Origin of the sequence: Humibacillus xanthopallidus (assembly GCF_006716675.1) — a bacterium.
GTDB lineage: Bacteria > Actinomycetota > Actinomycetes > Actinomycetales > Dermatophilaceae > Humibacillus > Humibacillus xanthopallidus_B.
In genome coordinates this window covers 1,422,647-1,446,258 of sequence record NZ_VFPM01000001.1, presented here as the reverse complement: position 1 = coordinate 1,446,258, position 23,612 = coordinate 1,422,647, and the positions used below count along the sequence as shown (strand labels likewise).

Below are 23,612 nucleotides of genomic sequence, written 5' to 3'. Positions count from 1 at the left end.
TGCTCTCGTCTCGCTCACCCGTTGACCTGACCTCCCCGAGGTAATATGTTTGTTCAACATACAAATGCCGAGACTCGGTATGCCGTTTGCTCGAGGAGGAGCCCCATGGTCCGCACGCCGACCCCTGACGACAAGTTCTCTTTCGGTCTCTGGACCGTCGGCTGGGAGGCGCGCGACCAGTTCGGTGACGCGTCGCGGCCGCACCTCGACCCGATCGAGTCGGTGCGCCGCCTCGCCGACCTCGGCGCCTGGGGGGTGACCTTCCACGACGACGACCTCGTGCCCTTCGGCAGCAGCGACGCCGACCGCGACCGGATCATCGCCGACTTCCGCAAGGTGCTCGACGAGACCGGCGTCGTCTGCGAGATGGTCACGACCAACACCTTCAGCCACCCGATCTTCAAGGACGGCGCGTTCACGTCCAACAACCGCGAGGTGCGTCGCTACGGCCTGCGCAAGGTGATCCGCAACGTCGACCTCGCAGCCGAGCTCGGGGCCGAGACCTTCGTCATGTGGGGTGGCCGCGAGGGTGCGGAGTACGACGGCGCCAAGGACATCAACGCCGCTCTCGACCGCTACCGCGAGGGCATCGACACCGTCGCGGGCTACATCAAGGACCAGGGCTACGACCTGCGGATCGCCATCGAGCCCAAGCCCAACGAGCCGCGCGGCGACATCCTCCTGCCGACCGTCGGCCACGCGCTTGGCTTCATCGCCGAGCTCGAGCACGGCGACATCGTCGGCCTCAACCCCGAGGTCGGCCACGAGCAGATGGCCGGCCTCAACTACACCTCGGGCATCGCGCAGGCGCTGTGGGCGGGCAAGCTCTTCCACATCGACCTCAACGGCCAGCGCTCGATCAAGTACGACCAGGACCTCGTCTTCGGCCACGGCGACCTGCTCTCCGCCTTCTTCACCGTCGACCTCATCGAGAACGGCTTCGTCGGCGGTGGTCCGCGCTACGACGGCCCGCGCCACTTCGACTACAAGCCCTCGCGCACCGAGGACGTCGACGGGGTCTGGGTCTCGGCTGCCGCCAACATGAGCACCTACATCGTCCTCAAGGAGCGCGCCGCGGCCTACCGCGCCGACCCCGAGGTGCAGGCTGCCTTCGAGGCCAGCCGCGTCACGGAGCTCGCGGTGCCGACCCTCGGCGCCGACGAGAAGCTCTCTGACGTGCTCGCCGACCGGGCGACCTTCGAGGACTTCGACGTCGACGCCGTGGCCGAGGCCGGCTATGCCTTCGTCGCCCTCAACCAGCTGGCCGTCGAGCACGCCCTCGGCGCCCGCTGACCCGGAGACGGGACCCGCGCCCCCACCTCCCGCCGGGGGAGGTGGGGGCGCGCCCGCTCAGGCCCGGCTGACGCGCACCGTCAGGGAGGCGGGCCGCACGACGGCGGTCACCTCGGTCGCCTCACCCAGCACGTCCCCGTCGACCTGCACGGGCACCGGCCGGTCGACGACGACCCGGATCTCCGTGCACACCTTGTGGTCGAGGGTCGGGTGGCCCTTGCGCCGCCGCGTCGCGACGCGGGTCGCGACGGGCACCCAGCCCACGAGCCCCCGGGGTGAGGCGATGACGGCGTCGAGGTGCCCGTCGTCGACGAGCGCGCTCGGCATGAGGACGAGGCCGCCGAGCAGGCGACCGCAGTTGCCGATGACGACCATCCGCGAGCGCCGCCGGAACTCCGGCTCGTCGTCGACGCGCACCGTGACGCGGAACTCGGGCGAGATGAGGTGCTTGGCTCCCGAGACGAGGTAGGCCGGCCAGCCCACCTTGTTCTTGAGGTTCTCGTTCGTGCCCGCCATGATCGCCGCGTCCATGCCGATGCCGCTCATGACGAGGAAGTGGTGGGTCTGCGGCGTCGGCGTGCTGATCGGCTCGTCCTGTGCGCTCGCCGCTGCGCCGTCCGGGCCGGCCTCGGGATGCTCCGCCGGCTCGAGGGGCCCGATGCGCAGCTCGCCGACGTCGATGCGCCGGTTGCGTCCGGTGAGCGCCACCGTCAGGGCCGCCTCGAGGCCGACGGGCAGGTCGAGGTTGCGTGCCAGCAGGTTGCCGGTGCCCGCGGGCAGGATGCCGAGCGGCATCTCGGTGCCGACGAGGACGCTCGCGACGTTGCGCACGGTGCCGTCCCCGCCGAGGGTGCACACGAGGTCGACCCCGTGGCGCACGGCAGTGGCCGCCTGACCCGGACCGGGGTCCTCGGCGGTCGTCTCGAGGAAGAGCGGCTCGCCCCAGCCGTTCGCACGGCAGGTTGCGGTGATCCGCTCGCGCACGGGCCCGAGGTCGGTGACCTTCGTCGGGTTGATGATGACCGCCGCCTGCCGCACCGGGGTCTGCTGCTCCTCCTCGGGGCGGAAGTGGCCGCGGTGCGGTCGGGGACGGCGTCGGCGCAGCGGAGCAGTCACGTCGGGGGCGACGCGGCTCATGACGACGCCACCGATGACCAGCGCCAGCACCACGGCCCCGGCGACGATCCACGGCAGGTAGTCACTGAGCACGAGTGCACGGTATCGCCAGCACGTCCGACACCATGAATCGCCGGTCCGCCCGGCCGCCGGCCACCCCTACGCTGGGCGCATGACCGACCTGCCCGCCGGCGACGCCGCCGATCCCGGCCCGTCCACCCCCGACGCCGCGGACTGGACGTGGGTGCTGTCGCGGCCGTGCCCCGACTGCGGCTTCGACGCCTCCACGCTCGCCGCCGAGGACGTCCCCACGCTCCTCCGTGACGCCGCGCGACGGTATGCCGTCCGGCTGGCCCAGCCCGACGTCCGCAGTCGCCCGTCCGCGGGGGTGTGGTCGCCTCTCGAGTACTCCTGCCACGTGCGCGACGTGTGCGACGTCATGCGGGACCGCCTCGAGCAGATCCTCGACGGCAGAGGCGATCTCGTGCAGTTCGCCAACTGGGACCAGGACGCCACGGCGGTCGAGAGCCAGTACTGGCGCTCGGACCCGAGTGAGGTCCAGCGCGAGCTCGCGGCGGCGTTCGACACAGCTGCGACGGCATACGCCCGTCCGGTGGGGGACGAGTGGGAGTGGCCGGCCCTGCGCAGCAACGGATCTCGCTTCACTGCACGCACGCTCGCGCTCTACTTCATCCACGACATCCGCCACCATCTCTGGGACGTGAACGCATGACGCTACCGATCGAGGTTCCGCTCCGGCTGCCGCAGCCGCGCACGCCGGATCCCCACGACGCCCCGGCGATCCGCTGGGGCATCATCGGACCGGGAGGCATCGCCCACACCTTCGCCGAGGCCGTCGCGGTCGGCACGGCGTCGCAGGTCGCCGCGGTCGGCTCGCGCAGCGGCGAGCGGGCACGGGACTTCGCCGACGAGTTCGCGATCCCGACGGCATACGGCAGCTACGAGGAGCTCGTCGCCGACGACGAGGTCGACGCCGTCTACGTCGCATCACCCCACTCGGAGCACCGCGACCACGCCCTGCTCGCGATCGAGGCGGGCAAGCCGGTGCTCGTCGAGAAGGCCTTCGCGCGCAGCGCCGCCGAGGCCCGGCAGGTCGTGCGCGCAGCCGAGGCGCGCGGGCTGCTCGTCATGGAGGCGATGTGGAGCCGCTTCCTGCCGCACTACGACGTCGTGCGGCACGTCGTCGAGACGGGGCTCATCGGTGACGTCGTCGCCGTCTTCGCCGACCACGGTCAGCGTCTCTACCCCGACGGCCCGGCCCGACTGGCGCAGCCCGACCTCGCCGGCGGTGCCCTGCTGGACCTCGGGGTCTACCCCGTCTCCTTTGCCGACCTCGTGCTCGGCGCCCCCGCCCACGTCGCTGCCACCGGCACGCTGACCGACCTCGGGGTCGACGCCACGACGACGATCACGGTCAGCGGTGCCGGTGGGGCCCACGGCGTGCTGTCGTGCACGATGGCGGCCGTCACCCCCTGCACGGCCGTCGTGGCCGGCACCGAGGCCCGTCTCGAGCTGAGTGGCGCCTTCTACGGTGCCGGCTCGGGCATCCGGCTCGTCAGTCGCAGCAACGAGGTGCTCGACGAGCACCCGGCCGGTATGCCGGTAGACGTGCGTGGGTTCTCTTACGAGGCAGCGGAGTTCGCGCGATGCCTCGTCGCAGGGGAGCGCGAGTCGCCGCTCCTTCCGCTCGCCACGACGGTGCGCGTCATGGAGACGATGGACGAGGTGCGCCGCCAGGTCGGCGTCAGCTACCCGGGGGAGGGGCGTCCCTGACCGTGGCCGGACGACGGCCTGTGGTCGTCCCGGGTGGGGGCCGGGAGATCACCCCCGGAGGGTGACGTGGGGGGTGTGGACCCAGAGGGCACAATCGTCCATGCGACGTCGCCCGGTGATCCTGCTCTCCCTGCTGCTCGCCCTCCTGGGCCTGGCAGCCTGCGGCGGGAGCGGCAGCATCACGCTGCCGACGTCGTTGCCCAGCATCAACGTGCCGACGACGGTCCCCAGCCTGACGCTGCCGACGCTGCCCGAGGCCTCCAGCTCCTCGGAGGCAGAGACGCCTGAGGCGACGCGGACGCAGAGCGAGAAGCCCACGCAGACCGCGACGCCGGAGGAGACCCCGACCGTCACCCAGACGCAGACCGTCACCCAGACGGCCACCGAGACCCGGACGGCCACCGTCGCACCCACGCCGACCGAGACCGTCACCGAGACCGTGACCCAGTCGCCCACCGAGACGCCCGCCGAGACGCCCGCCGAGACCCCGTCGGAGACGACGTCGTCCACTGCTCCGGCTGAGGCTGCGCCCGAGACGACTCCCACCTCCACCGAGTCGACGACGTGGTGGCCGTGGCTCCTCCTGCTCGTGCTTGCCGTCGCAGGCCTCGTCTGGCTCCTCCTGCGCCGACGTGAGGCGAAGCGGGTGCTCGACGAGTGGGACGCGAAGCTGGCCGACAGCCGGCGTGAGGCGACGTGGGTCGAGGAGTCGCTCGTCACGCAGGTGCTCGCCATGCCGACGGCGACCGAGGCCAGCCAGGTGTGGACGGCCGCCGGTCCGAGGCTGCTGGCGATCGACGAGTCACTGCTGGCGCTCGAGGGCAGCGCGCCCGACGAGGCGAGGCGGGCCTCGGCGGCTGCCCTGCGGGACCGCCTGGCCCGGCTCGTCGAAGCGGTCAGCGCCGACACGGCTGCCGGACCGGACTCGACCCCCGATGACTTCCGGGCCCGTCGCGCGGCGATCGACACCGCACGCCGGGAGCTGCGGGCCGCCCTCGCCGCGAGCGCTGCCCCCGACGCCAACCAGGGTGGCAGCCCAGGTGGCAGCCCAAGTGGGAACCCGCCCGCGAACCCGAGCTGACCGCGGGCCCCCGAGGGGTCAGGAGCCGTAGTCGTTGGGGTTGCGCCAGCGCCGCTCGAAGGGCAGCCGCCACGTGAAGGGCGCGATGAGCTGGTGGATCTGGTTCGGGCCCCACGTGCCCGGGTCGTAGGGCCGCACGGTCGGCAGGTTGTCGAGCAACGGCTGCGAGATCTCCCAGAGGCGTTCGATGCCGTCGGCCGAGGTGAAGAGGGTGCGGTCGCCGCGGGCGGCGTCGTAGATGAGCCGCTCGTAGGCCTCGAGCACGGCGCCCGCCCAGTTCGTCTCCTGCATGGAGAACTGCATCGAGAGCTTGTCGAGCTTCATGCCGGGGCCGGGCCGCTTGCCGTAGAAGGAGAGCGACATGCGCGCCTTGTCGGCGAGGTCGAAGGTCAGGTGGTCGGGGCCGTTGTCACCCACCCCCGAGCCGGCGGGGAACATCGAGCGGGGCGGCTCCTTGAAGGCGATCGAGATGATCCGTGCGCCCTCGGCGAGCCGCTTGCCGGTGCGCAGGTAGAACGGCACCCCGGCCCAGCGCCAGTTGTCGACGAAGCACTTGAGGGCGACGAAGGTCTCCGTCTGGCTCTCGGGCCTGACGCCCGGCTCGTCGCGGTAGCCGACGTACTGCCCGCGCACGACGTCGTGCGGCTGGATCGGTGACATCGACCGGAAGACCTTGTTCTTCTCCTCGCTGATCGCCGCGGGCTCGAGGGCGGTCGGTGGCTCCATCGCCGTGAAGGCGAGCACCTGGAAGAGGTGGGTGACGACCATGTCGCGGTAGGCGCCGGTGCTCTCGTAGAAGTCGGCCCGCTGCGCGAGGCCGAGCGTCTCGGGCACGTCGATCTGGATGTGGTCGATGTGGTTGCGGTGCCAGATCGGCTCGAAGAGGCCGTTGGCGAAGCGGAAGGCGAGGATGTTCTGCGCCGCCTCCTTGCCGAGGAAGTGGTCGATGCGGAAGATCTGCTCCTCCGCGAAGACCTGGTGCAGCTCGGCGTTGAGCGCCTTGGCGCTCGCGAGGTCGGTGCCGAAGGGCTTCTCCATGATGATGCGGCTGCGCTCGACGAGGCCCGCCTCGCCGAGCTGGTGCACGACGGCGAGCGCTGCCTTGGGTGGCACCGAGAGGTAGTGCAGCCGCCACGCGTCCGCGCCGAGAATCGCCTCGGACTCGTCGACGGCCGCGCGAATCCCCTGTGGCCCAGCACTGCCGGGCACCCAGTGGATCCGAGCGGCGAACTCGCGGAGGTCGTCGTCGCTGACGTCGTGGCTGCTGTGCTCGCGCACCGAGGCGAAGACGAGCTCGAGGAACTCATCGCGGCTCAGGTCGTCGAGCGAGGTCGCCACGACCCGGAGCCCCTCGATGAGCTGTGACTCGTGCAGGTGCAACATGCCCGGGAGCAGCTTGCGCTTGGCAAGGTCACCGGTGGCACCGAAGAGGACGACCGTCGTTGCAGGCATGGCCACAGCGTGGCGCAGATCGGGCGCCTCCGGAAGGTGACGCACGCGGCACGCGCCGATCCGCCCGACAGTGCCCGGGAGGCGAGCCACGCGTGGGAGGCTCGATCCATGGGCACTCACCCCGGCGACGAGGGCGACGCGCACCCCGCGCCGTCGCAGCACGGCTGGACTGAGCGCATCGACCACGTGCGAGCGCGCGCCGAGGACGCCGCTGCCCGCTACCGCGAGCTGGCCCGCCGCGACCCCGTCTATGCCCTCCCCATCGTCGCGCTCACCACGTATGTCGCACGGCAGGGGATGCTGCTGGCCAGCGCCATCGCCTTCCGCACCTTCCTCTGGCTCATGCCCTTGGCCCTGCTGGCAGCGGGTCTGCTCACAGGCGTCGGGCTGAGCTTTCCCCTCGTCGCCGCCCGCGCGGAGAAGACCACGGGGGTCACGGCCGTCGCGCGCCAGCAGATCGTCGCGGCTCTGCAGGACGGGGGGCAGTCGTGGTGGGTGGCCGTCATCGTCGGACTGGTCGGCTTCCTGTGGACCACGCGCACCCTCATGCGCAACCTCATCCAGGCCACTGCCCACATCTGGGACGCCCCGACTCGCCGTCAGCCCCAGCGCCAGGTGATCGTCTCGTCGGTCATCTTCGCCAGCGCCTGGCTCATGCTGTTCTTCGCGGTCGGTCTCGCCTCGACGATCGACATCCTCCCCGCCGGCATTGTCGCCACGTTCCTCACCCAGATCACGCTCAGCACGCTCGTGTGGCTCGTCATCTCGCTGCGACTGCCCGACCGGCGCGAGTCGTGGACCGACCTGCTGCCCGGCTGCCTCCTCTTCGGGCTCGGGCTCACGCTCATGCAGCTCGTCGGCCGCTTCTACCTCCCCGCGCGCTTCGAGCACTCGTCACAGCTCTACGGATCGCTCGGCGTCGCCGCCGTCATCCTCGTGTGGCTGCTCATCCTCGGTCACCTGACGACGGTCTCGGCCCTCGTCAACCGGGTCTGGTTCGACTACCGCGCCGACCGTGCGCAGCAGGAGGCCGCAGCCGAGCGGGCGTCGGACGACGACGACCGCGTCACAGCGCCTCCACCGTCACCTGCCCCCGGTCGACCGACCACACGTGGGTGAGCCGTATGCCGTCGCGCAGGCTCGCATCGTGACTGACGACGAGCACCGTCCCCCGGAAGGTCGCCACGGCGGCCTCGAGCTGCTCGATCGCGGCGACGTCGAGGTGGTTGGTCGGCTCGTCGAGCACGAGCAGGTTGACCTCGCGGCCCTGGAAGAGCGCCAGCAGAGCGCGGGTGCGCTCGCCCATCGACAGGCTGCGAGCCGGGCGGGCGACGTGCTCTGACCCGAGCCCGAACTTCGCGAGCAGGGTGCGCACGTCGGCGATCGGCCACTCGCGGCCGATCCGGGGCGACGCTCCGAGCTCGCGCCGCACGACCTCGAGCACGGAGTCGTCCGCATCGAGCAGTCTGCGCTGCTGGTCGACGACCCCCACCGACACGCGGCTGCCGAGGGACTGGCGTCCGGAGGCCAGGGGCAGCTCACCGAGGAGGGCCGCGAGCAGCGTCGACTTGCCACTGCCGTTGTCTCCGACGAGCGCGATGCGGTCGCCGCGGCCGACGACGAGCGTCACCGGCCCGAGCCGGAAGTCCGGCCGTTCGACGACCGCGTCGACGAGCGTCGCCACGACATCGGACGAGGGCCGCCCCTCAGTGATCGTGTAGCGCAGCTGCCATTCCTTGCGCGGCGCGTCGACGGCGTCGAGCCGTTCGGCCGCGCGCTCGAGACGAGCCCCCTTCGCGGCCTGACGGTCGGCCCGGGCCCGGTGCTTCTCGCGGATGTGCTTGTCGGGCTCGGCGCCCATAGCGACGTTGCGCCGGCCCCTCGCGGCCCAGTCCTGGCGCTGCCGCGACTGGGCGAGCAGGGAGTCGCGCTCGGCGGCATACCCCTCGTAGGCCTCCCAGGCGTGGGCGCGGTCGAGCGCCCGCTGCGCGACGTAGTCGCTCCACCCGCCCGTGTAGTGGCCGATGCGCTGCTGGGCGAGGTCGAGCTCGATGACGCTCGTCGCGACCGCGTCGAGGAAGGCCCGGTCGTGGCTGGCGATGAGCACCGGACCCTCGTGCGACCGCACGAAGTCGGCCATGAGGTCGAGCCCACGGGCGTCGAGGTCGTTGGTCGGCTCGTCGAGCAGCAGCACGTCGTAGTGGCTGAGCAGCACGCTGACGAGGTTGGCTCGCGCCGCCTGGCCGCCCGAGAGGCTGCCGAGCGGGCGAGCGGGGTCGACGGCGAGGCCGACCCGGGCTGCGACCTCGGGCAGGCGCTCGTCGAGGTCGGCGGCGCCCAGCGCGAGCCACCGCTCGAGGGCAGTGGCGTAGCGGTCGTCAGCACCCGGCACACCGGAGGCGATGGCGGCGGAGGCGACCTCCAGCTCGTGCTCGGCGTCCTCGACGCCGGTGCGGCGGCGGGCATGGCCGAGCAGCGTCTCGGTGGGGTCGGGCAGCACCTGCGGCAGCCAGGCGATCGTGGCATCACGGGGAGCGAGGCGGATCGTGCCGGCCTCGGCCGCGAGGTCGCCGACGATGGTGCGCATCAGCGTCGACTTGCCTGACCCGTTGGGGCCGACGACGGCGGTGACGTCGCCGTCGGCGAGGGTCAGGTCGAGGCCGGTGAAGAGCGAGCGAGCGCCGAAGGCGACGTCGAGCCCACTGATGGTGAGGGTGGAAGACATGAGCGGTCCTTGATGGTCGGCAGGGCCGCGCGGGTGACGTCAGGCGTCAGCGGCGCGGGCGGGCACGAGGGCATCAGGACTTCCACACGGTGACGAGGCTAGGCAGGGGACGCCCCACCCGTCCACCGGATTAACCCGATCGAGAGAGCACTTCGTCGCCCCCGAGCCCCCACCCGCCGACCCCCCTCCCCGGTCGATGTGTCTGCGCGGGCCAAGGCGCGCGCAGACACATCGTCTCGGGGCGCGAGTCGGTCAGCGCTGCGCGATCAGAGCGGCGGACGCGTCGGCCAGGGGGTGATGACCACGTTGTTGTCGCTGAAGTAGCCCGTGTAGTCGACGTGCGGGATCTGCTCGTGCCAGATCATCCGGTCGGTGTTCCACACCGAGCCCGTCGCGAGACCCTGCAACAGCTCGCTCGCGCCGATGACGTTCTGGCGGATCGCCTTGCCGCGCGCCTTCTGCCCGACGCTGCCGGCGCTCGTGTTGCCCGAGGTCTCGAAGAAGACCATCGGGTGCGAGTGACCGGTCGGGTTGAGCCCGTTCCAGTTGAGCCCGACCATGACCGCCGACGAGACGCCGCCGAGGATGTCGATCTCGTAGCTGCCGACGCTGTAGCGGTCGACCGAGACGAAGCCGTAGCGTTGCAGCGAGGTGTAGACGAGCCCCTGCGCCTGGCGGGTCTGCCGGTCGTAGAGACCGCCGAGCACGGTCGGCAGGGTGGGCCCGCTGGGCGCGAGCGAGATGCCGAGCGACATCGTGACGGCGTCCCCGTCGGCGTCGGTCTTAAGGCCCTGGTGGTGGATGTCGAGACCGAACGCCGGCTTGACCCGGGTCCAGTAGGTGTACCAGGAGACCGACTCCTTTGCCGCGAAGGCCGTCGGCGCCCAGTCGCGGTTGAGGTCGATGCGGCGCTCGGTGCCATCCTGGAGCACGGTGTGCCGGATGTTGAGCTCCGTGCCGTCGGGGTTGTACATGGGGATGACGTGGAGGGTGAGCGCCTCGCGGATCGCCCGGTAGCCGGCGGCCCCGCTCGAGCCGACCGTCGACAGGAGCGTGAGCAGGGTGTCGACGCCGTAGGGCTCGTTGCCGTGGATCCGGCCCTGCAGCCAGACGTGCTTCGCTCCCGTGCCCACGGTCGCGACGTAGAGGTCACGGCCGGCCTCGGAGACGCCGGGCGTGATGCCGAGCTCGCGCAGGGTCGTCACCTCGACACCGAAGCGTGAGCTGCGCTCGATGCGCCGCAGCTCGCGGATCATGTCGGCGTAGCCGAGCGTGGCCTGGGTGGGCACGTTCGGCCCCGGGTCGGGGAAGGTGCCCGCCGCCGAGGCGGGTCGGCCGGCAAGCAGCGGCACGGCCGCGACGCCGGCGGCGAGCACGGCGCGTCTGGTCAGGGCGGAGCGGATGGATGGGTTCATGTGAGTTCTCCTGGCGTAGTCATACGTGTCGGAGTCTTCGATCCTGCCAAGGCTCGGCGAATGTCGCCTGTTGTGGCGCAACGGCATCGGCCCGAGGGGGTGGGCGGAAGGGGTAGGGGTCAGCGGGTGGCGGCGTCGTGCACGACGATGGCGATCTGGACGCGGTTGTCGGCGCCCAGCTTGTCGAGGATGCGCGAGACGTGCGCCTTGACGGTCGGCACGGAGAGGTAGAGCTCGCGCGAGATCTCGGCGTTCGACAGCCCCCGGCCGATGGCCAGGGCGACCTCGCGCTCGCGGTCGGTGAGCTCGTCGAGGCGCCCCTGCGCGCTGGCGCGCCGCTCGTCTGCGGGGGCAGGGTCACCGCCGGAGGCGACGTGGGCCATGAGGGTCGCCGTGACGCTCGGCGAGAGGATCGGCTGCCCCGCCGCCACGAGCCGCACCGCCTCGACGAGCCGGCTCGGCTCGGTGTCCTTGAGCAGGAAGCCGTGGGCGCCGGCGCGCAGCGCCTGGACCACCATGTCGTCGGCCTCGAACGTCGTGAGCACGACGACGCGCAGGTCGGCCTCACGCGAGCTCCGCGCCGCCTCGGCGAGCAGCCGCCGGGTGGCCTCGAGCCCGTCGCGGCGCGGCATCCGGATGTCCATGAGCACGACGTCCGGGCGGTGCTGGGCCACCGCGGCCTCGGCCTCGATGCCGTCGCCCGCCTCGCCGACGACACGGAGGTCGGGTGCGCCGCCGAGGATCATCCGCAGGCCCGCCCGCACGAGGGCGTCGTCGTCGACGAGCAGCACCCGCGTGGGCCGCCCAGCTCCGTCGGTGCCGCCCGCCTCGCTCACGACGCCCACGGTAGCCGCGCCGACACGACGAAGTCGCCGCGCCGGTCCCGGCCGTAGGTCAGCTCGCCGCCGCCGAGCACCGCCCGCTCGGTGAGCCCGATGAGCCCGAGGCCGGCGCCCGGAGGCGCGGGGTCGGCGTCGTCCCGAGGCGGTATGCCGTTGCGCACCGTCACGCGGACCGCCCGGGTGGCGGGCGGCTGAGTGCCGTCGGGCTCGGGCCCCACGTCGACGCGGACCAGGGCGCGGGCGCCCGGGGCGTGCTTGCGGGCGTTGGTCAGGCACTCCTGCACGATGCGGTAGGCGCTGCGCGAGACGGAGTCCGGCACCTCGGCCAGGTCGCCGGAGCGCTCGAGGGCGACGAGGGCCCCGGCCGACGTGGCCTCCGCCACGAGCGTGTCGAGGTCGCCCAGGGTCGGCTGCGGCCGCTCCGGGAGCCGCTCACCCAGAGCGTCGGGGCGCCCGACTGCACCGTCGACGGCACCGTCGACGGCACCGTCGACGGCACCGCCGACGGCGCCGCCGAACGCACCGCCGACGGCACCGCCCTCGGGGGCCGGTACGTCACGCAGCACTCCGAGCACGGCGCGCAGCTCCGTCAGCGCCCGGTTGGCGCTCTCGCGCACGATCTCGGCCGTGTCGCGCACCTCCGCCGGCGACAGGTCGGTGCGGTAGGCGAGCGCGCCCGAGTGCATCGCGACGAGCGAGATCCGGTGCGCAAGGACGTCGTGCATCTCGCGCGCGATCCGGGCCCGTTCGCCGAGCTGGGCCTGCACGACCCGCATCGACTGCTCCCGCTCGGCCGTGATGGCGCGGTCGTGCAGCGACGCCACGAAGGCCCGGCGCTCGCCGATCGCCCAGCCGATGGCGACGCTGACGGCGAAGCTGAGCACGCCGATGATGACGTTGGGCAGCGTGACCGCCGCATCCTCGGTCGGATAGACGAGGGCGTGCGCGAAGCCAGCCAGCGTCCACGGCACGGCAACCACCGCCAGCTCGCGCCACCTGCGTCGCGTCGCCAAGGAGACGAGCGCGACCGCAGAGGCGCCGACACTGACCGACGAGACGCCCGAGACGGCGGCGGTGACGACGGCGACGGCCAACGGCCAGCGGCGACGCCACAGCAGCAGCACCGTCGACGCCACGCCGAGGGCGAGGTCGACCAGCAGCCAGTTCTTCCCGAAGGCGGGCTCGGCTCCGCGGTAGTCGAGCTGCGCCTGGACCGCGCCCCAGACCGCGAGCCCGAAGAGGAAGGCGAGGAGCAGCCGCCACGTCTCTCCCCACACATGGCCCCCGGGGGTTCGGGCGACGCGGGGGAGTGGCACCCGCCCAGCGTAGGCGCGGGACGGGCCCGGACGGCATACGCCGGAAGTCGGTCACTCAGGGTCGCGACCCCGACTGAGGTCAGGGTCGCGAGCGACCGAGGTAGGGGTCGGAATCAGGCTCATGACGGATGTGCGCGACCCCCACCGACCGGGAGGGTGTCTCCCATGATCACTGTGGAGCGACTCACGAAGAGATACGGCCCGTTCACGGCCGTCGACGACGTCTCGTTCGAGGCGAAGGCCGGGCTCGTCACCGGCTTCCTCGGGCCCAACGGTGCCGGCAAGACGACGGCGATGCGCATCATGTCCGGACTCACCCCCGCGACCTCGGGCACGGCGACGGTGCTCGGCAAGCCGTATGCCGCCCTGCCGAACCCGGGCCGCCACGTCGGCCTGCTGCTCGACGCGTCCGCGCAGCACGCGGGGCGCACCGGCCGCGAGGTGCTGACCCTCGGCGCGATCCTCATGGGCGTCGGGCGGCAGCGCGTCGACGAGATGATCGACCTCGTCGGGCTCACCGACAAGGAGGCGAACCGGCGGGTGCGCAACTACTCGCTTGGCATGCGCCAGCGGCTCGGCATCGCCCACGCCCTGCTCGGCGACCCCGAGGTGCTCATCCTCGACGAGCCGGCCAACGGCCTCGACCCGGCCGGCATCCGCTGGATGCGTGACCTGCTCCGTGGCTACGCCAACGAGGGCGGCACCGTGCTGCTCAGCTCGCACCTGCTCAACGAGATCGAGCGCGTCGCCGACGAGATCGTCGTCATCGGGCACGGCAAGATCGTCGCCCAGGGCACGAAGGACGAGCTGCTCGCCGGCGCCGGCACCTTCACGCGCTCCACCGACGACGCCGCCCTCATGGCCGCGCTCGCGGCCGAGTCGATCGTCGCGCAGCGCACGGCGACCGGTGGTCTGCAGGTCGACGCCGAGCCCATCGCGGTCGGCCGCATCGCCGTCGCGCACCAGATCGTCCTGACCGAGCTACGCGGTGGCGACAGCCGGGGTCTCGAGGAGATGTTCCTCGACCTCACGGCCGACGCCGCCCGAGAGGAGGTGGCGGCATGACCACCGCACCGACCACGACATCGACCACCCCCGCTGGAGCCGCGACACCCGTCGTGCTCTCGAAGTCCGCCGAGTCGGCCCTGCCGACCGTCGCGGCCGTGCCGAGCCGGATCGACGGTCCGCGCCCGACGACCGGGGTGCCCTTCGCGCGGCTCATCCACGTCGAGCTGCGCAAGATGCTCGACACCCGCGCCGGCCGCTGGCTGCTCATCGGCATCGGCGCCGTCATCGCGGTCGCGCTGACGATCATGTTCTTCAACGAGGGCGGCCAGCACGCCTTCGGGGAGTACCTCCAGGCGACGACGATGCCGATGGCCCTCATCCTGCCCGTCGTCGGCATCCTCGCCGTCACCTCGGAGTGGTCGCAGCGCACCGGCCTCGTGACCTTCGGCCTCGAGCCGCGCCGGGCACGGGTCGGCTGGGCCAAGACCGTGGCCGCCCTGCTCGTCGGCGTCGCGGCGTTCGCGACCTCGCTCGTGCTCGCGGGCATCGCCCACCAGGGCGCGGTCACCTTCCGCGGCATCACGCCCGACTGGACGATGGACGGCCTCGTGCTGCTCGGCGCCGGGGGCTACGTCCTGCTCGGCATCGCGCAGGGACTCGGCTTCGGCATGCTGCTCAAGAACACCCCGGCCGCGATCGTGCTCTTCTACATCCTGCCGACAGCCTGGTCGATCCTCGGCTCGATGGTCTCGTGGCTGCGCGACGCAGCGGTCTGGCTCGACATGAACCAGACGATGCAGCCGCTCTTCGAGGGCTCGCTCACGGGTGAGCAGTGGGCGCACCTCGGCACCTCGGTCGCCGTCTGGGTGATCCTGCCGCTGACCGTCGGCATGTGGCGCCTCACGCGCTCCGAGGTCAAGTAGCCGGCGTCGGCCGGACCCGCGGTGACGTGACGTCACCCCGAGCACGAGGTATGCCGTGTGCCTGACGGGGGCACACGGCATACCTCTGCGTGTTGCTGGGTCGAAAAGCCTTGTCAGTGAGCGGCGTTCGTCGCTGACTCGACGATCGGCTCTGTGACGACCTTGGCGTCGTCGGCGTCGCCGCCGGGGTTCGCGCCACCGAGGCCCGCTCGGACGAGCTCCTCGATCTGCTTGCCCGTCTCGGCGTCGACGCTCTTCCAGTAGTCGAAGGCGCGCTCGAGCACCGGCGACTTCACGCCGCCGAGGAGGTGGCCGGCGACGGTCTCGGTGAACATCTGCCGCTGCGCGTCGTCCCAGACCTCGCGCACGAGCGCACCGGCCTGGCTGAAGTCGTCGTCGTCCTCGCGCAGGGTGTAGGCCTGACGCACCATGGCGCCGTCGGTCTCCCAGCCCTCCTCGACCTCGCCGACGGTGTCGGCGTAGCCGCGGCCCTCGCTGTTGGGCGCGTAGACGGGGGCGTCGCCGTGGTGGTCGTAGGCCATCGGCCCGTCCTGCGTGTAGGTGTTGAGGTTGTCCACGTGGGGACGGTTGACCGGGAGCTGGAGGTAGTTCGGGCCGATGCGGTAGCGGTGGGTGTCGCTGTAGGCGAAGACGCGACCGAGCAGCATCTTGTCCGGCGAGAAGCCGATGCCCGGCACGACGGCCGACGGCTCGAAGGCCGCCTGTTCGATCTGGGCGAAGAAGTTGTCGGGGTTGCGGTTGAGCGTCATCGTTCCGACCTTGATGAGCGGGTAGTCGTTGTGCGGCCACACCTTCGTCAGGTCGAACGGGTTGAGGTGGTAGGTCTTCGCGTCCTCGTAGGGCATCGCCTGGATCGACAGCGTCCAGCTCGGGAAGTCGCCCGCCTCGATCGCGTCGTAGAGGTCGCGGCGGTGGTGGTCGGCGTCCTGGCCGGCGATGCGCTCGGCCTCGGCGCCGGTCAGGCCCTCGACGCCCTGGTTGCTGTGGAAGTGGTACTTGACCCAGTGCTTCTCGCCAGCCTCGTTGATCCAGAGGAAGGTGTGGCTGCCGTAGCCGTTCATGTGGCGGAACGTCTTGGGGATGCCGCGGTCGCCCATGAGGTAGGTGACCTGGTGGGCCGACTCCGGGTTGAGGCTCCAGAAGTCCCACTGCATGTGGTTGTCGCGCAGGCCCGAGCCGCCGCGGCGCTTCTGGCTGCGGATGAAGTGCGGGAACTTCATCGTGTCGCGCACGAAGAAGACGGGCGTGTTGTTGCCGACGAGGTCGTAGTTGCCCTCGGTCGTGTAGAACTTCAGCGCGAAGCCGCGGGGGTCACGCCACGTGTCGGGGCTGCCCTGCTCGCCGGCGACCGTCGAGAAGCGCGCGAGCATCTCTGTCGTGACGCCCTGCTGGAAGAGGGCCGCCTTCGTGTAGGCCGACACGTCCTCGGTCGTCTCGAAGGTGCCGAACGCGCCGGAGCCCTTGGCGTGCACGTTGCGCTCCGGGATGCGCTCGCGGTTGAAGTGCGCCATCTGGTTGAGGAAGTGGTGGTCGTGCAGCAGGATCGGGCCGTCGGGGCCGACCGTGAGCGAGTTGCGGTCGCTGGGTGCGGGAGCGCCCGTCTCGGTGTGGGAGCCGATCTCGGCCTCCGGGCTCGGTGCCGTCTCGATGGACTCGCGTGACTGGGTGCTGCCGCTCATGTCTGCTCCTTCGACGTCTGGAACCCGTGCCATACCCACTCGGGCTGCACAGACCTAGAGTCGGGGGATGAGGTGGGCAGCCGCGGGTGGCCGGGCCGCGGGGCTTGCGGCGCTGGTGCTCGGCGCGGCGTGCGTGGGCGCGTCGGCCGGCTGCACGAGCAGCGGGGCGGAGGCGGTGGGGCCGACGGGCTGGGTATCGCCCGGGCCGGCGCCGACGCCCGCCGTGTCCTTGACGCCGGTCGACCCCGGGCCGCCGCCGGTCGTGACCGTGCCCGGGCCTGCGGCTGGGGAGGTTGCGCGGGTGGTCGTGATCTCGCAGGGTGAGGGCAAGGCGTTCCGCAACGTGCCCGGGGTGCCGGTGGCGCAGGGTCGCACCTACACGGTCGAGGTGGCGTGCGCTGCCGGCCGGGCGTCGGACGGCACGAGCTATGCGATCTACGACGCCGCGCCGGGCACGTGGGGCCACGGGGAGCCGCTCTACTCCCGGCCCTTCCGGTGCGACGGGTCGGTCCAGCGCACGGAGCATCTCGGCCTGCCCGCGGGACGGGTCCAGATCGACGTCCGCGGGCTACCGGCTGACGCCGTCACGGCATACGCCCTCATCCGCCCCGAGTAGGGGGATGGTGGGGGCGGCCGCGAGATCTCGGTCGTGGGCGCTCGCACGGCGCCGATAGGCTGACCGCGTGATCGACATCAAGCTCGTGCGCGACGAACCCGACCGGGTCCGCGCCTCGCAACAGGCCCGTGGAGAGGACCCGGGGATCGTGGACGCGATCCTCGCTGCCGACGAGCGCCGGCGATCGTCCCTCGGCGACTTCGAGGCGCTTCGCGCCGAGCAGAAGACCGTGAGCAAGTCGGTCGGTGCCGCCATGGGCGCCTTCCAGAAGGCGAAGAAGGCCGGAGCCCCCGACGCCGACCACCTCGAGAAGGTGGCCCACGAGGCCCGCGCCCACGCTTCGACGCTGAGCGAGCAGGTCAAGTCGCTCGAGTCCGACGCGGACGAGGCGGGGGCCGAGCTCGAGCGCCTGCTGCGCCAGGTCGGCAACGTCATCATCGACGGGGTCCCGGTCGGCGGCGAGGACGACTACGTCGTGCTCGAAACTGTCGGCACCCCAAGGGATTTCGCTGCTGAGGGGTTCGAGCCGCTCGACCACCTCGCCCTCGGCGAGAAGCTCGGCGCGATCGACATGGAGCGTGGCGCGAAGGTCGGTGGCGCACGGTTCTACTACCTCACCGGCGTTGGCGCCCTGCTCGAGCTGGCGCTGCTCAACATGGCGATCGCGCAGGCGACCGCCGCGGGCTTCACGCCGATGATCACGCCCACCCTCGCGCGCACCGAGATCATGGCCGGCGCCGGCTTCATCGATGCCCACGACGAAGAGGTCTACAAGCTCAAGGACGACGAGCTCTACCTCACCGGCACCTCGGAGGTCGCCCTCGCGGGCTACCACTCCGACGAGATCATCGACCTGTCGGCGGGCCCCAAGCGGTATGCCGGGTGGTCGGCCTGCTATCGCCGCGAGGCCGGGTCGCACGGCAAGGACACGCGCGGCATCATCCGGGTGCACCAGTTCCACAAGGTCGAGATGTTCAGCTACTGCCGCATCGAGGACGCCGAGGCGGAGCACCAGCGGCTGCTCGCGTGGGAGCGCGAGATGCTCGCCAAGGTCGAGGTGCCCTACCGCATCATCGACACCGCGGCCGGCGACCTCGGTGGCCCGGCGGCACGCAAGTTCGACTGCGAGGCGTGGGTGCCGACGCAGGGCAAGTACCGCGAGCTCACGTCGACGTCGAACTGCACGACGTACCAAGCCCGCCGGTTGAACACCCGCGAGCGCGACCCGAACGGCTCGGGCACCCGCGCCGTCGCGACGCTCAACGGCACGCTCGGCACGACGCGCTGGCTCGTCGCGATCCTCGAGAACCACCAGCAGGCAGACGGTTCGGTGCGCGTGCCCGAGGCCCTGCGCCCCTTCCTCGGCCTGGACGTCCTCAAGCCCCTCGCCTGATCCCCGCAACGCAGCCAGTCCACGGAGCAGTCGGTCGCCTCGCTCCCACCCAATCGAAAGAGCAGTTCGTCGCCCTTCCAGCGCCCCGACGGGCACGCTGGACGGGGCGACGAACTGCTCTTTCGATTGGGTGGGGCGCCGGTCTCAGTCGAGGCCGAGCTCGACGGACCGACGGGCGACCTCGCGACGCGTGCGCAGGCCGAGCTTGGTGAGCACCGCCGACACGTGGTGGTCTGCCGTCTTGGGGGAGATGAAGAGCTGCTCGGCGAGCTCGGCGTTGGTCAAGCCGCGCGCCACCAGTCGCGCGACGTCGAGCTGCCGGTTGGTGAGACCGGACGGGTTCGCGCGCGTGCTAGCGCGCCGTCCGCGCGCGGCCACCGGAAAACCCTTGCTGCGCAATAGATCCCGACACCGATGCGCCGTCGCACGAGCACCCAGTGACTCGAGCTCCTCGACCCCCAGCCGTGCCGTGACGGGGTCGGCTGAGTGAGCCGCGGTGATCGCGCTCTCGAATGGGGCGCCCGCGCGGACCCACCACTGGGCTGCGACACCATGAAGGCCATCTAGCTCCAGCCGGAACGGCTCGGCAAGGTCGAGGTTGCGCGTGTCGATCCCCCCGCGCTCAAGTGCGATCCGGTCGGCCCAGACGGCGAGATCACCCATGGCCCAGCCCATTCCGGGAGTCGAGCTCACCGAAGCAAGGGTCGGGCTGATCGCCTGGAGGCGCTCGTCGTGGGTGTCATTCACCCACGCCTGCTCTACCAGGGCTGACAACACGGGGAGCCGGGCCAGCGGTTCGTCGAGCCGTGCCGCCAGCTCCCACGCAGCGTCGAGATGGCCTGCCACAGTGGCGGCCCGGGAGCCGTCGTCGGCCTCCGCTCCCGCTCCGTCCATCCGGCGAAGCGCGATCAGACCGAGCACGAGGTGCGGCCACATCGAGGCGAGTGGTGCGGCGCCCTCCTCGAGCACCGCGCGCGCGTCCTCTTCGGCGGCGGCCCAGCGGCCGCGGTGCAGGTGCACCCGCGCGCGCATCCCTCTCTGCCACTGGTTGCACAGAGGGATGTCACGCTCGACGGTGATCGGGATCGATCGGGCCAGCACCTCCTCGGCCTCGCGATAGCGGCGCTGCTCGATGTCGATGGCCGACAGGTTGGAGTAGGCGGTCGTGCCCAGCTCGTCGAAGGAGAGCTCCAAGGCCGTCTGCGCGTGTTGCTCCAGCAGCGCGCGCGCGTCGTACGAGCCCCGCACCAGGTTGGCAGCCGCGGTCACGATGTCGCAGCGGAGCCGCACCAGCTCGTCCCCGGTGGCCTCGGCCCGCTCACGGGCGGCGCGGAGGTTGAGATCGGCCGCCTCGTCGTCGTTGCGGCGGTAAGCGAGGTAGGCCTGCGTCGCGCAGGCCGAGGCGTATGCCGCCGTGTCGGGATCGCGGGCGGCGAGGCGCGCATGGCGCTCAGCCGCAACGCGTCGCGCGGAGTAGTACTCGATCACCGCACCCCTGTCGTGGGCGGCCGCGACACCGTCGGCGTCGCCGATCTCGTCCCAGAGCCGGATCGCCGTGGAGATCGAGCTGACCGCGTCGGGGAGCCTGCTCACCATGTACTGCTCGTTGCTCAGGAGCTGGAGCACTCGAGCCTGCTCGGATCGGTCCTCGTCGAGGTGGGACAGCGCCAGCGCGAGGAACGCGACGGCCTCCGTGTGGGAGCCGGCGCGCGCGGCCTCGGTGCCGGCGAGGACGGCATACCGGCTGGTGCGACCACGGTCGTGTGCGGCGCGCGCGTGGTGAGTGAGGAGGGCGACGTCCGTGGAGCCGAACTGCTCGAGGGCAGCGAGCATCCGGGCGTGGAGCGCCGGGGCGCCACCCAACGGGATGGCATCCGCGACAGCGAGCCGGGCCAGCTCGTGGCGGTAGGCCAGCCCACGTCGCGAGCGGTTGAGCAGACCGGTGCTCTCGATACGGCGCAGTTGCGGGAGGTCGATGCCGAGGAGGGGCAGCAGCCGGTCGTCGACGGCGTCGGGAGATGTGGCGATGATCTGGAGCACCTCGAGGTCGGCATCCTCCACCGAGCTCGTGCTCGCGAGGACGGCATCGCGCACCGAGCTCGGCAGCTCCTCATCGGGGTGACGGGCGATCTCGGTGACGTAGAAGGCGTTGCCGGCGGTGATCCGGTGCACCCGCTGCGGGTCGAGCGACGTGTCGCGCAGGAGTGTGCCGACGGCCTCGATCGAGAGCGGGGACAGGGTGATCGTCGTTGCGTGCTCGAGGCGGGCGAGGTCGCCCAGCAGAGGGCGCAGCGTGTGGCCGGGGCCGATCTCGTCAGCGCGATAGCTGAGGAGAAGGAGCGTCGGCAGCGTCTCGACGCGACGCGCCAAGAAGCGCAGGACGTCGACCGAGGCCTCGTCGATCCACTGTGCGTCCTCGATGACCACCGTGGTCGCTTGGTCGGCGAGGGCGATCGCGAGCCGTGCACCGACCTCGGCGGGCGCGGTCGATCCGTCGTCGGGGAGTGCCGCTCCCAGCTCGGCGAGCACGTCGCGGACGGGTCCGAGAGGCCGTGGGGTGGCGAGCGGGTCGCAGAGACCACGAGCCACTCTGGTCGACTCGGACGCGGACGTCACCGCGCGCAACAGCGTCGTCTTGCCGGCCCCGGGCTCACCGGTGACCGCAATGACTCGACCTCGACGGACCACGCTCCGCATCGCCCGCCGCAGCTGCGCGATCTGTGGATCGCGCTCGACGACCTCCACCCCAGAAGCGTAGGAGGGCTGAGCCTCCGGGCACACGGATTTCCGAGGCGTGGCTCAGATGCTGTCGACGGTCTCCAGCACCCGCGCGACCGGTGAACCGATCAAGGCCGGGCTGTTGTCAGGCGTCGACCACACCTTCGCGCGGAGGAACCCGAGGAAGCGAGCCGCCTCGTCGGTTCGGTCGAACTCGAGGTCGATGAGGACGTAGGTGGGGTCGTCGACGGGCCTGCGGATCGTGTGCCGTCTGACTCCGGCCTCTGCGCGGACCCCCTCGAACCGGTCGAAGGCGGCCTTCCAGGTACCGTAGTCACTGATGGCGTGCTCGATGTGAAGGGTGCTCATGACTCGATCGTGCGCCGCTGCCAGCGCCTGATGGCATCCCAACTACCTGGGTGCTCCGACTCATCCGAAGTAGCCTCGAGAGGTGACGATGCGACGGTCTCATGCCCATGCACGGGACGCGATCGAACGCATCTGCCGACGGGGTGGGGAGTCGCGCGCGCTCCGGCAGGACGTCCTGGAGCAGTTGCGCCACTCCGTCGGATTCGACTGGTACGTCTGGATGCTCACCGATCCAGCCACCTCCGTCGGGGTCGACCCGGTGGCTCATGTGCCTGACCTCCTGTCCTTGCCGACCACCATCCGCCTCAAGTACCTGACGACCCTCAACCGCTGGACCAGCCTCACGGTCGCGGCCAACCTCGCGGAGCGGGCGGCTGAGAGCGACCTCTGGAGCGAGGTCCAGCGGCCGCTCGGCGTCATCGACGTGGCCTCGGTGGCGCTGCGTGACCCGTGGGGGTGCTGGGGCTTCCTCGACCTGTGGTCGACGACTCGGTATGCCGCCGACGACCTTGCGCTCCTGCGTGTAGTCGCGCCCGTGCTCACGACAGCCCTGCGAGACGCCCGCGCGGCGCAGTTCCGGACGGTCGCCGTCCCCCTCGATCAGGTCGGTTCCGGTTCCGGTCGGTCATCGGGATCTCCCCGGATCGACCAGGGTCCAGCGGTGGTGCTGCTGGACGACGGGCTCTCGATCGTGGGTCAGACGACGGCATCGGACGAGTTGCTCGCCATGCTGCTGCCCGGGGCGCCGGGGGTTCCTCCCGTGCCGGCCGCTGTCTACAACGTCGCGGCCGCCCTGGTGGCAAGCGAGGCAGGTGTCGACCAGAGCCCGCCGATGGCGCGAGTCCCGGTCGCGGACGGCGTCTGGCTCACCCTTCGGGCCTCCCGGATCACACCCGGGGCCGTCATCGCCGTGACCATCGAACCGTCGTCGCCCGCGGACCGGCTCGACGTCTTCGCCCGTGCCCACGGCCTGTCCGAGCGAGAGCGCGAGCTGTTGACCCTGCTTGCCGGAGGTGCCGACACCCGGCAGATCGCGGCGTCGATGCTCGTGTCGCGACACACGGTGCAGGACCACCTCAAGTCCATTTTCGCCAAGACAGGCACGCACACCCGGCGGGTGCTCCTCTCGCATGTCCTCGGGGTGGCCGGAGCCTCATCAGGGTTGTGACCCGAGGACGCCGCGATCGAGGAGGTGGCGAAGCGCGCAGGTATTGCCGCGCGTCGACCCGTGCAGCGAACGGCGAGGGCGGGGAGACGATCTGTCTCCCCGCCCTCGGCGGTGCGTGCACCTCAGCTTTGCCGTCAGGCTGCCCGTGAGTCCCGGCTGAGCCGCCGGGCCTCGAGCGCGATCTGGCGAGCACCGCGGTGCTGACGTGTCCTGCGTCCCTCCTGAGCCCTCTGGCGCCGAGCCAGGTCGAGCAGGAGGGCTTGCATCTGCGAGTCGATCATGCGAGTTCTCCTGAGTCCTCGAGGAGCTCGCCGCCTCAGGCGGCGAGCCTCCGGGCGGTCTCGGGCCCGAACTCCGCGACGACCTCGGCGAGCAGCGTGCACGGAAAGCCTCCGCGGCGAGCGTGCTCGCGCACCGTCTCCGCGTCGTCCGTCTCGTGGACGCAGTAGATCTTGTCGCCCGCGACGTAGCTCATGACCCAGGTGTACGGGACACCGAGGGAAGCCACGGCCTCGTTGGAGGTGCGGGTGATCTCGGCGAGCTCGTCCATCGTCAGCTGGCTGGCGCCGGGGAGGTCTCGCTCGATGATGTAGCGCTTCATTGAAACAGTTCCTTCTGGTGGTGGTTGACGCCGGAGGTCACCGGCGCCCCCACAGCGTCCGTCCGCAGCCACCTGGCCCGAA

20 protein-coding genes are annotated in these 23,612 nt (G+C 71.3%); 10 read left to right on the top strand and 10 right to left on the bottom strand.

Going from position 1 to position 23,612, the window contains the following annotated elements; all coding sequences use genetic code 11:
• The first annotated feature begins 105 nt into the window (after positions 1–105).
• Positions 106–1,293 (top strand): xylose isomerase, encoded by a 1,188-nt coding sequence (xylA, locus tag FBY41_RS06310; protein ID WP_141842469.1) that lies wholly within the window; start codon positions 106–108, stop codon positions 1,291–1,293.
• A gap of 57 nt (positions 1,294–1,350) precedes the next feature.
• Here the strand turns inward: xylA and FBY41_RS06305 are convergent, their stop codons facing one another.
• The gene (locus FBY41_RS06305; protein ID WP_141842468.1) at positions 1,351–2,502 is read right to left on the bottom strand and encodes a diacylglycerol/lipid kinase family protein; all 1,152 of its coding nucleotides are present in this window, start codon (positions 2,500–2,502) and stop codon (positions 1,351–1,353) included.
• 79 nt (positions 2,503–2,581) lie between these two features.
• Here FBY41_RS06305 and FBY41_RS06300 point away from each other — a divergent pair, with 79 nt between their 5' ends.
• From FBY41_RS06300 to FBY41_RS06290, 3 genes are all read left to right on the top strand, one after another.
• Complete coding sequence (locus FBY41_RS06300; protein ID WP_141842467.1) at positions 2,582–3,142, top strand: DinB family protein; 561 nt, start codon at positions 2,582–2,584, stop codon at positions 3,140–3,142.
• Entirely contained in the window at positions 3,139–4,203 is a 1,065-nt protein-coding gene (locus FBY41_RS06295) for a Gfo/Idh/MocA family protein (RefSeq protein ID WP_141842466.1), read from the top strand. The genes FBY41_RS06300 and FBY41_RS06295 overlap by 4 nt, the downstream gene beginning before the upstream one ends.
• A gap of 100 nt (positions 4,204–4,303) precedes the next feature.
• Entirely contained in the window at positions 4,304–5,284 is a 981-nt protein-coding gene (locus FBY41_RS06290) for a hypothetical protein (protein WP_141842465.1), read from the top strand.
• Between the two features lie 18 nt (positions 5,285–5,302).
• Here FBY41_RS06290 and zwf read toward each other — a convergent pair whose 3' ends face one another.
• Complete coding sequence (zwf, locus tag FBY41_RS06285; RefSeq protein WP_141842464.1) at positions 5,303–6,736, bottom strand: glucose-6-phosphate dehydrogenase; 1,434 nt, start codon at positions 6,734–6,736, stop codon at positions 5,303–5,305.
• 108 nt (positions 6,737–6,844) lie between these two features.
• Here zwf and FBY41_RS06280 point away from each other — a divergent pair, with 108 nt between their 5' ends.
• On the top strand, positions 6,845–7,855 hold the full coding sequence (locus tag FBY41_RS06280) for a YihY/virulence factor BrkB family protein (protein WP_141842463.1): 1,011 nt from the start codon (positions 6,845–6,847) through the stop codon (positions 7,853–7,855).
• Here the strand turns inward: FBY41_RS06280 and FBY41_RS06275 are convergent.
• The 4 genes from FBY41_RS06275 to FBY41_RS06260 all read right to left on the bottom strand — a co-directional run bounded on the left by FBY41_RS06275 (position 7,803) and on the right by FBY41_RS06260 (position 13,034).
• Positions 7,803–9,461 (bottom strand): ABC-F family ATP-binding cassette domain-containing protein, encoded by a 1,659-nt coding sequence (locus FBY41_RS06275; RefSeq protein WP_141842462.1) that lies wholly within the window; start codon positions 9,459–9,461, stop codon positions 7,803–7,805. The two genes, FBY41_RS06280 and FBY41_RS06275, sit on opposite strands and share 53 nt — an antisense overlap.
• 266 nt (positions 9,462–9,727) lie before the next feature.
• Positions 9,728–10,876 carry a M14 family zinc carboxypeptidase gene (locus FBY41_RS06270; protein ID WP_141842461.1) on the bottom strand — a complete coding sequence of 383 codons (1,149 nt, stop codon included), beginning with the start codon at positions 10,874–10,876 and terminating at the stop codon, positions 9,728–9,730.
• A gap of 119 nt (positions 10,877–10,995) precedes the next feature.
• Positions 10,996–11,712, bottom strand: a complete 717-nt coding sequence (locus tag FBY41_RS06265) for a response regulator (RefSeq protein WP_260439584.1) — start codon at positions 11,710–11,712, stop codon at positions 10,996–10,998.
• Positions 11,709–13,034 (bottom strand): sensor histidine kinase, encoded by a 1,326-nt coding sequence (locus FBY41_RS06260; RefSeq protein ID WP_141842460.1) that lies wholly within the window; start codon positions 13,032–13,034, stop codon positions 11,709–11,711. The genes FBY41_RS06265 and FBY41_RS06260 overlap by 4 nt, the downstream gene beginning before the upstream one ends.
• 165 nt (positions 13,035–13,199) lie before the next feature.
• Here FBY41_RS06260 and FBY41_RS06255 point away from each other — a divergent pair, with 165 nt between their 5' ends.
• Entirely contained in the window at positions 13,200–14,099 is a 900-nt protein-coding gene (locus FBY41_RS06255; protein WP_185748914.1) for an ABC transporter ATP-binding protein, read from the top strand.
• The gene (locus tag FBY41_RS06250) at positions 14,096–14,965 is read left to right on the top strand and encodes an ABC transporter permease (RefSeq protein WP_141842458.1); all 870 of its coding nucleotides are present in this window, start codon (positions 14,096–14,098) and stop codon (positions 14,963–14,965) included. Before FBY41_RS06255 ends, FBY41_RS06250 begins: the two co-directional genes overlap by 4 nt.
• A 113-nt stretch (positions 14,966–15,078) precedes the next feature.
• Here the strand turns inward: FBY41_RS06250 and FBY41_RS06245 are convergent, their stop codons facing one another.
• The gene (locus tag FBY41_RS06245; protein WP_260439583.1) at positions 15,079–16,665 is read right to left on the bottom strand and encodes a catalase; all 1,587 of its coding nucleotides are present in this window, start codon (positions 16,663–16,665) and stop codon (positions 15,079–15,081) included.
• Positions 16,666–16,732: 67 nt separating this feature from the next.
• Between FBY41_RS06245 and FBY41_RS06240 the strand changes: the two genes are divergently transcribed.
• A complete protein-coding gene (locus FBY41_RS06240; RefSeq protein ID WP_141842457.1) occupies positions 16,733–17,281 on the top strand; it encodes a hypothetical protein in 549 nt (182 codons plus the stop codon).
• A gap of 67 nt (positions 17,282–17,348) precedes the next feature.
• Positions 17,349–18,674 (top strand): serine--tRNA ligase, encoded by a 1,326-nt coding sequence (gene serS / locus FBY41_RS06235; RefSeq protein WP_141842456.1) that lies wholly within the window; start codon positions 17,349–17,351, stop codon positions 18,672–18,674.
• Positions 18,675–18,818: 144 nt separating this feature from the next.
• On the opposite strand, the gene FBY41_RS06230 is transcribed toward serS, so the two are convergent.
• On the bottom strand, positions 18,819–21,419 hold the full coding sequence (locus FBY41_RS06230) for an ATP-binding protein (protein ID WP_141842455.1): 2,601 nt from the start codon (positions 21,417–21,419) through the stop codon (positions 18,819–18,821).
• A gap of 54 nt (positions 21,420–21,473) precedes the next feature.
• Positions 21,474–21,761, bottom strand: coding sequence for a hypothetical protein (locus tag FBY41_RS06225; RefSeq protein ID WP_141842454.1), 288 nt, complete (start codon positions 21,759–21,761; stop codon positions 21,474–21,476).
• Between the two features lie 88 nt (positions 21,762–21,849).
• On the opposite strand from FBY41_RS06225, the gene FBY41_RS06220 reads away from it, so the two are divergent.
• Positions 21,850–22,929: a helix-turn-helix transcriptional regulator gene (locus tag FBY41_RS06220; RefSeq protein WP_141843218.1), complete on the top strand. Its 1,080-nt coding sequence runs from the start codon at positions 21,850–21,852 to the stop codon at positions 22,927–22,929.
• A gap of 316 nt (positions 22,930–23,245) precedes the next feature.
• Here FBY41_RS06220 and FBY41_RS06215 read toward each other — a convergent pair whose 3' ends face one another.
• Positions 23,246–23,530, bottom strand: coding sequence for a DUF4242 domain-containing protein (locus FBY41_RS06215; RefSeq protein ID WP_141842453.1), 285 nt, complete (start codon positions 23,528–23,530; stop codon positions 23,246–23,248).
• Between the last annotated feature and the right edge of the window lie 82 nt (positions 23,531–23,612).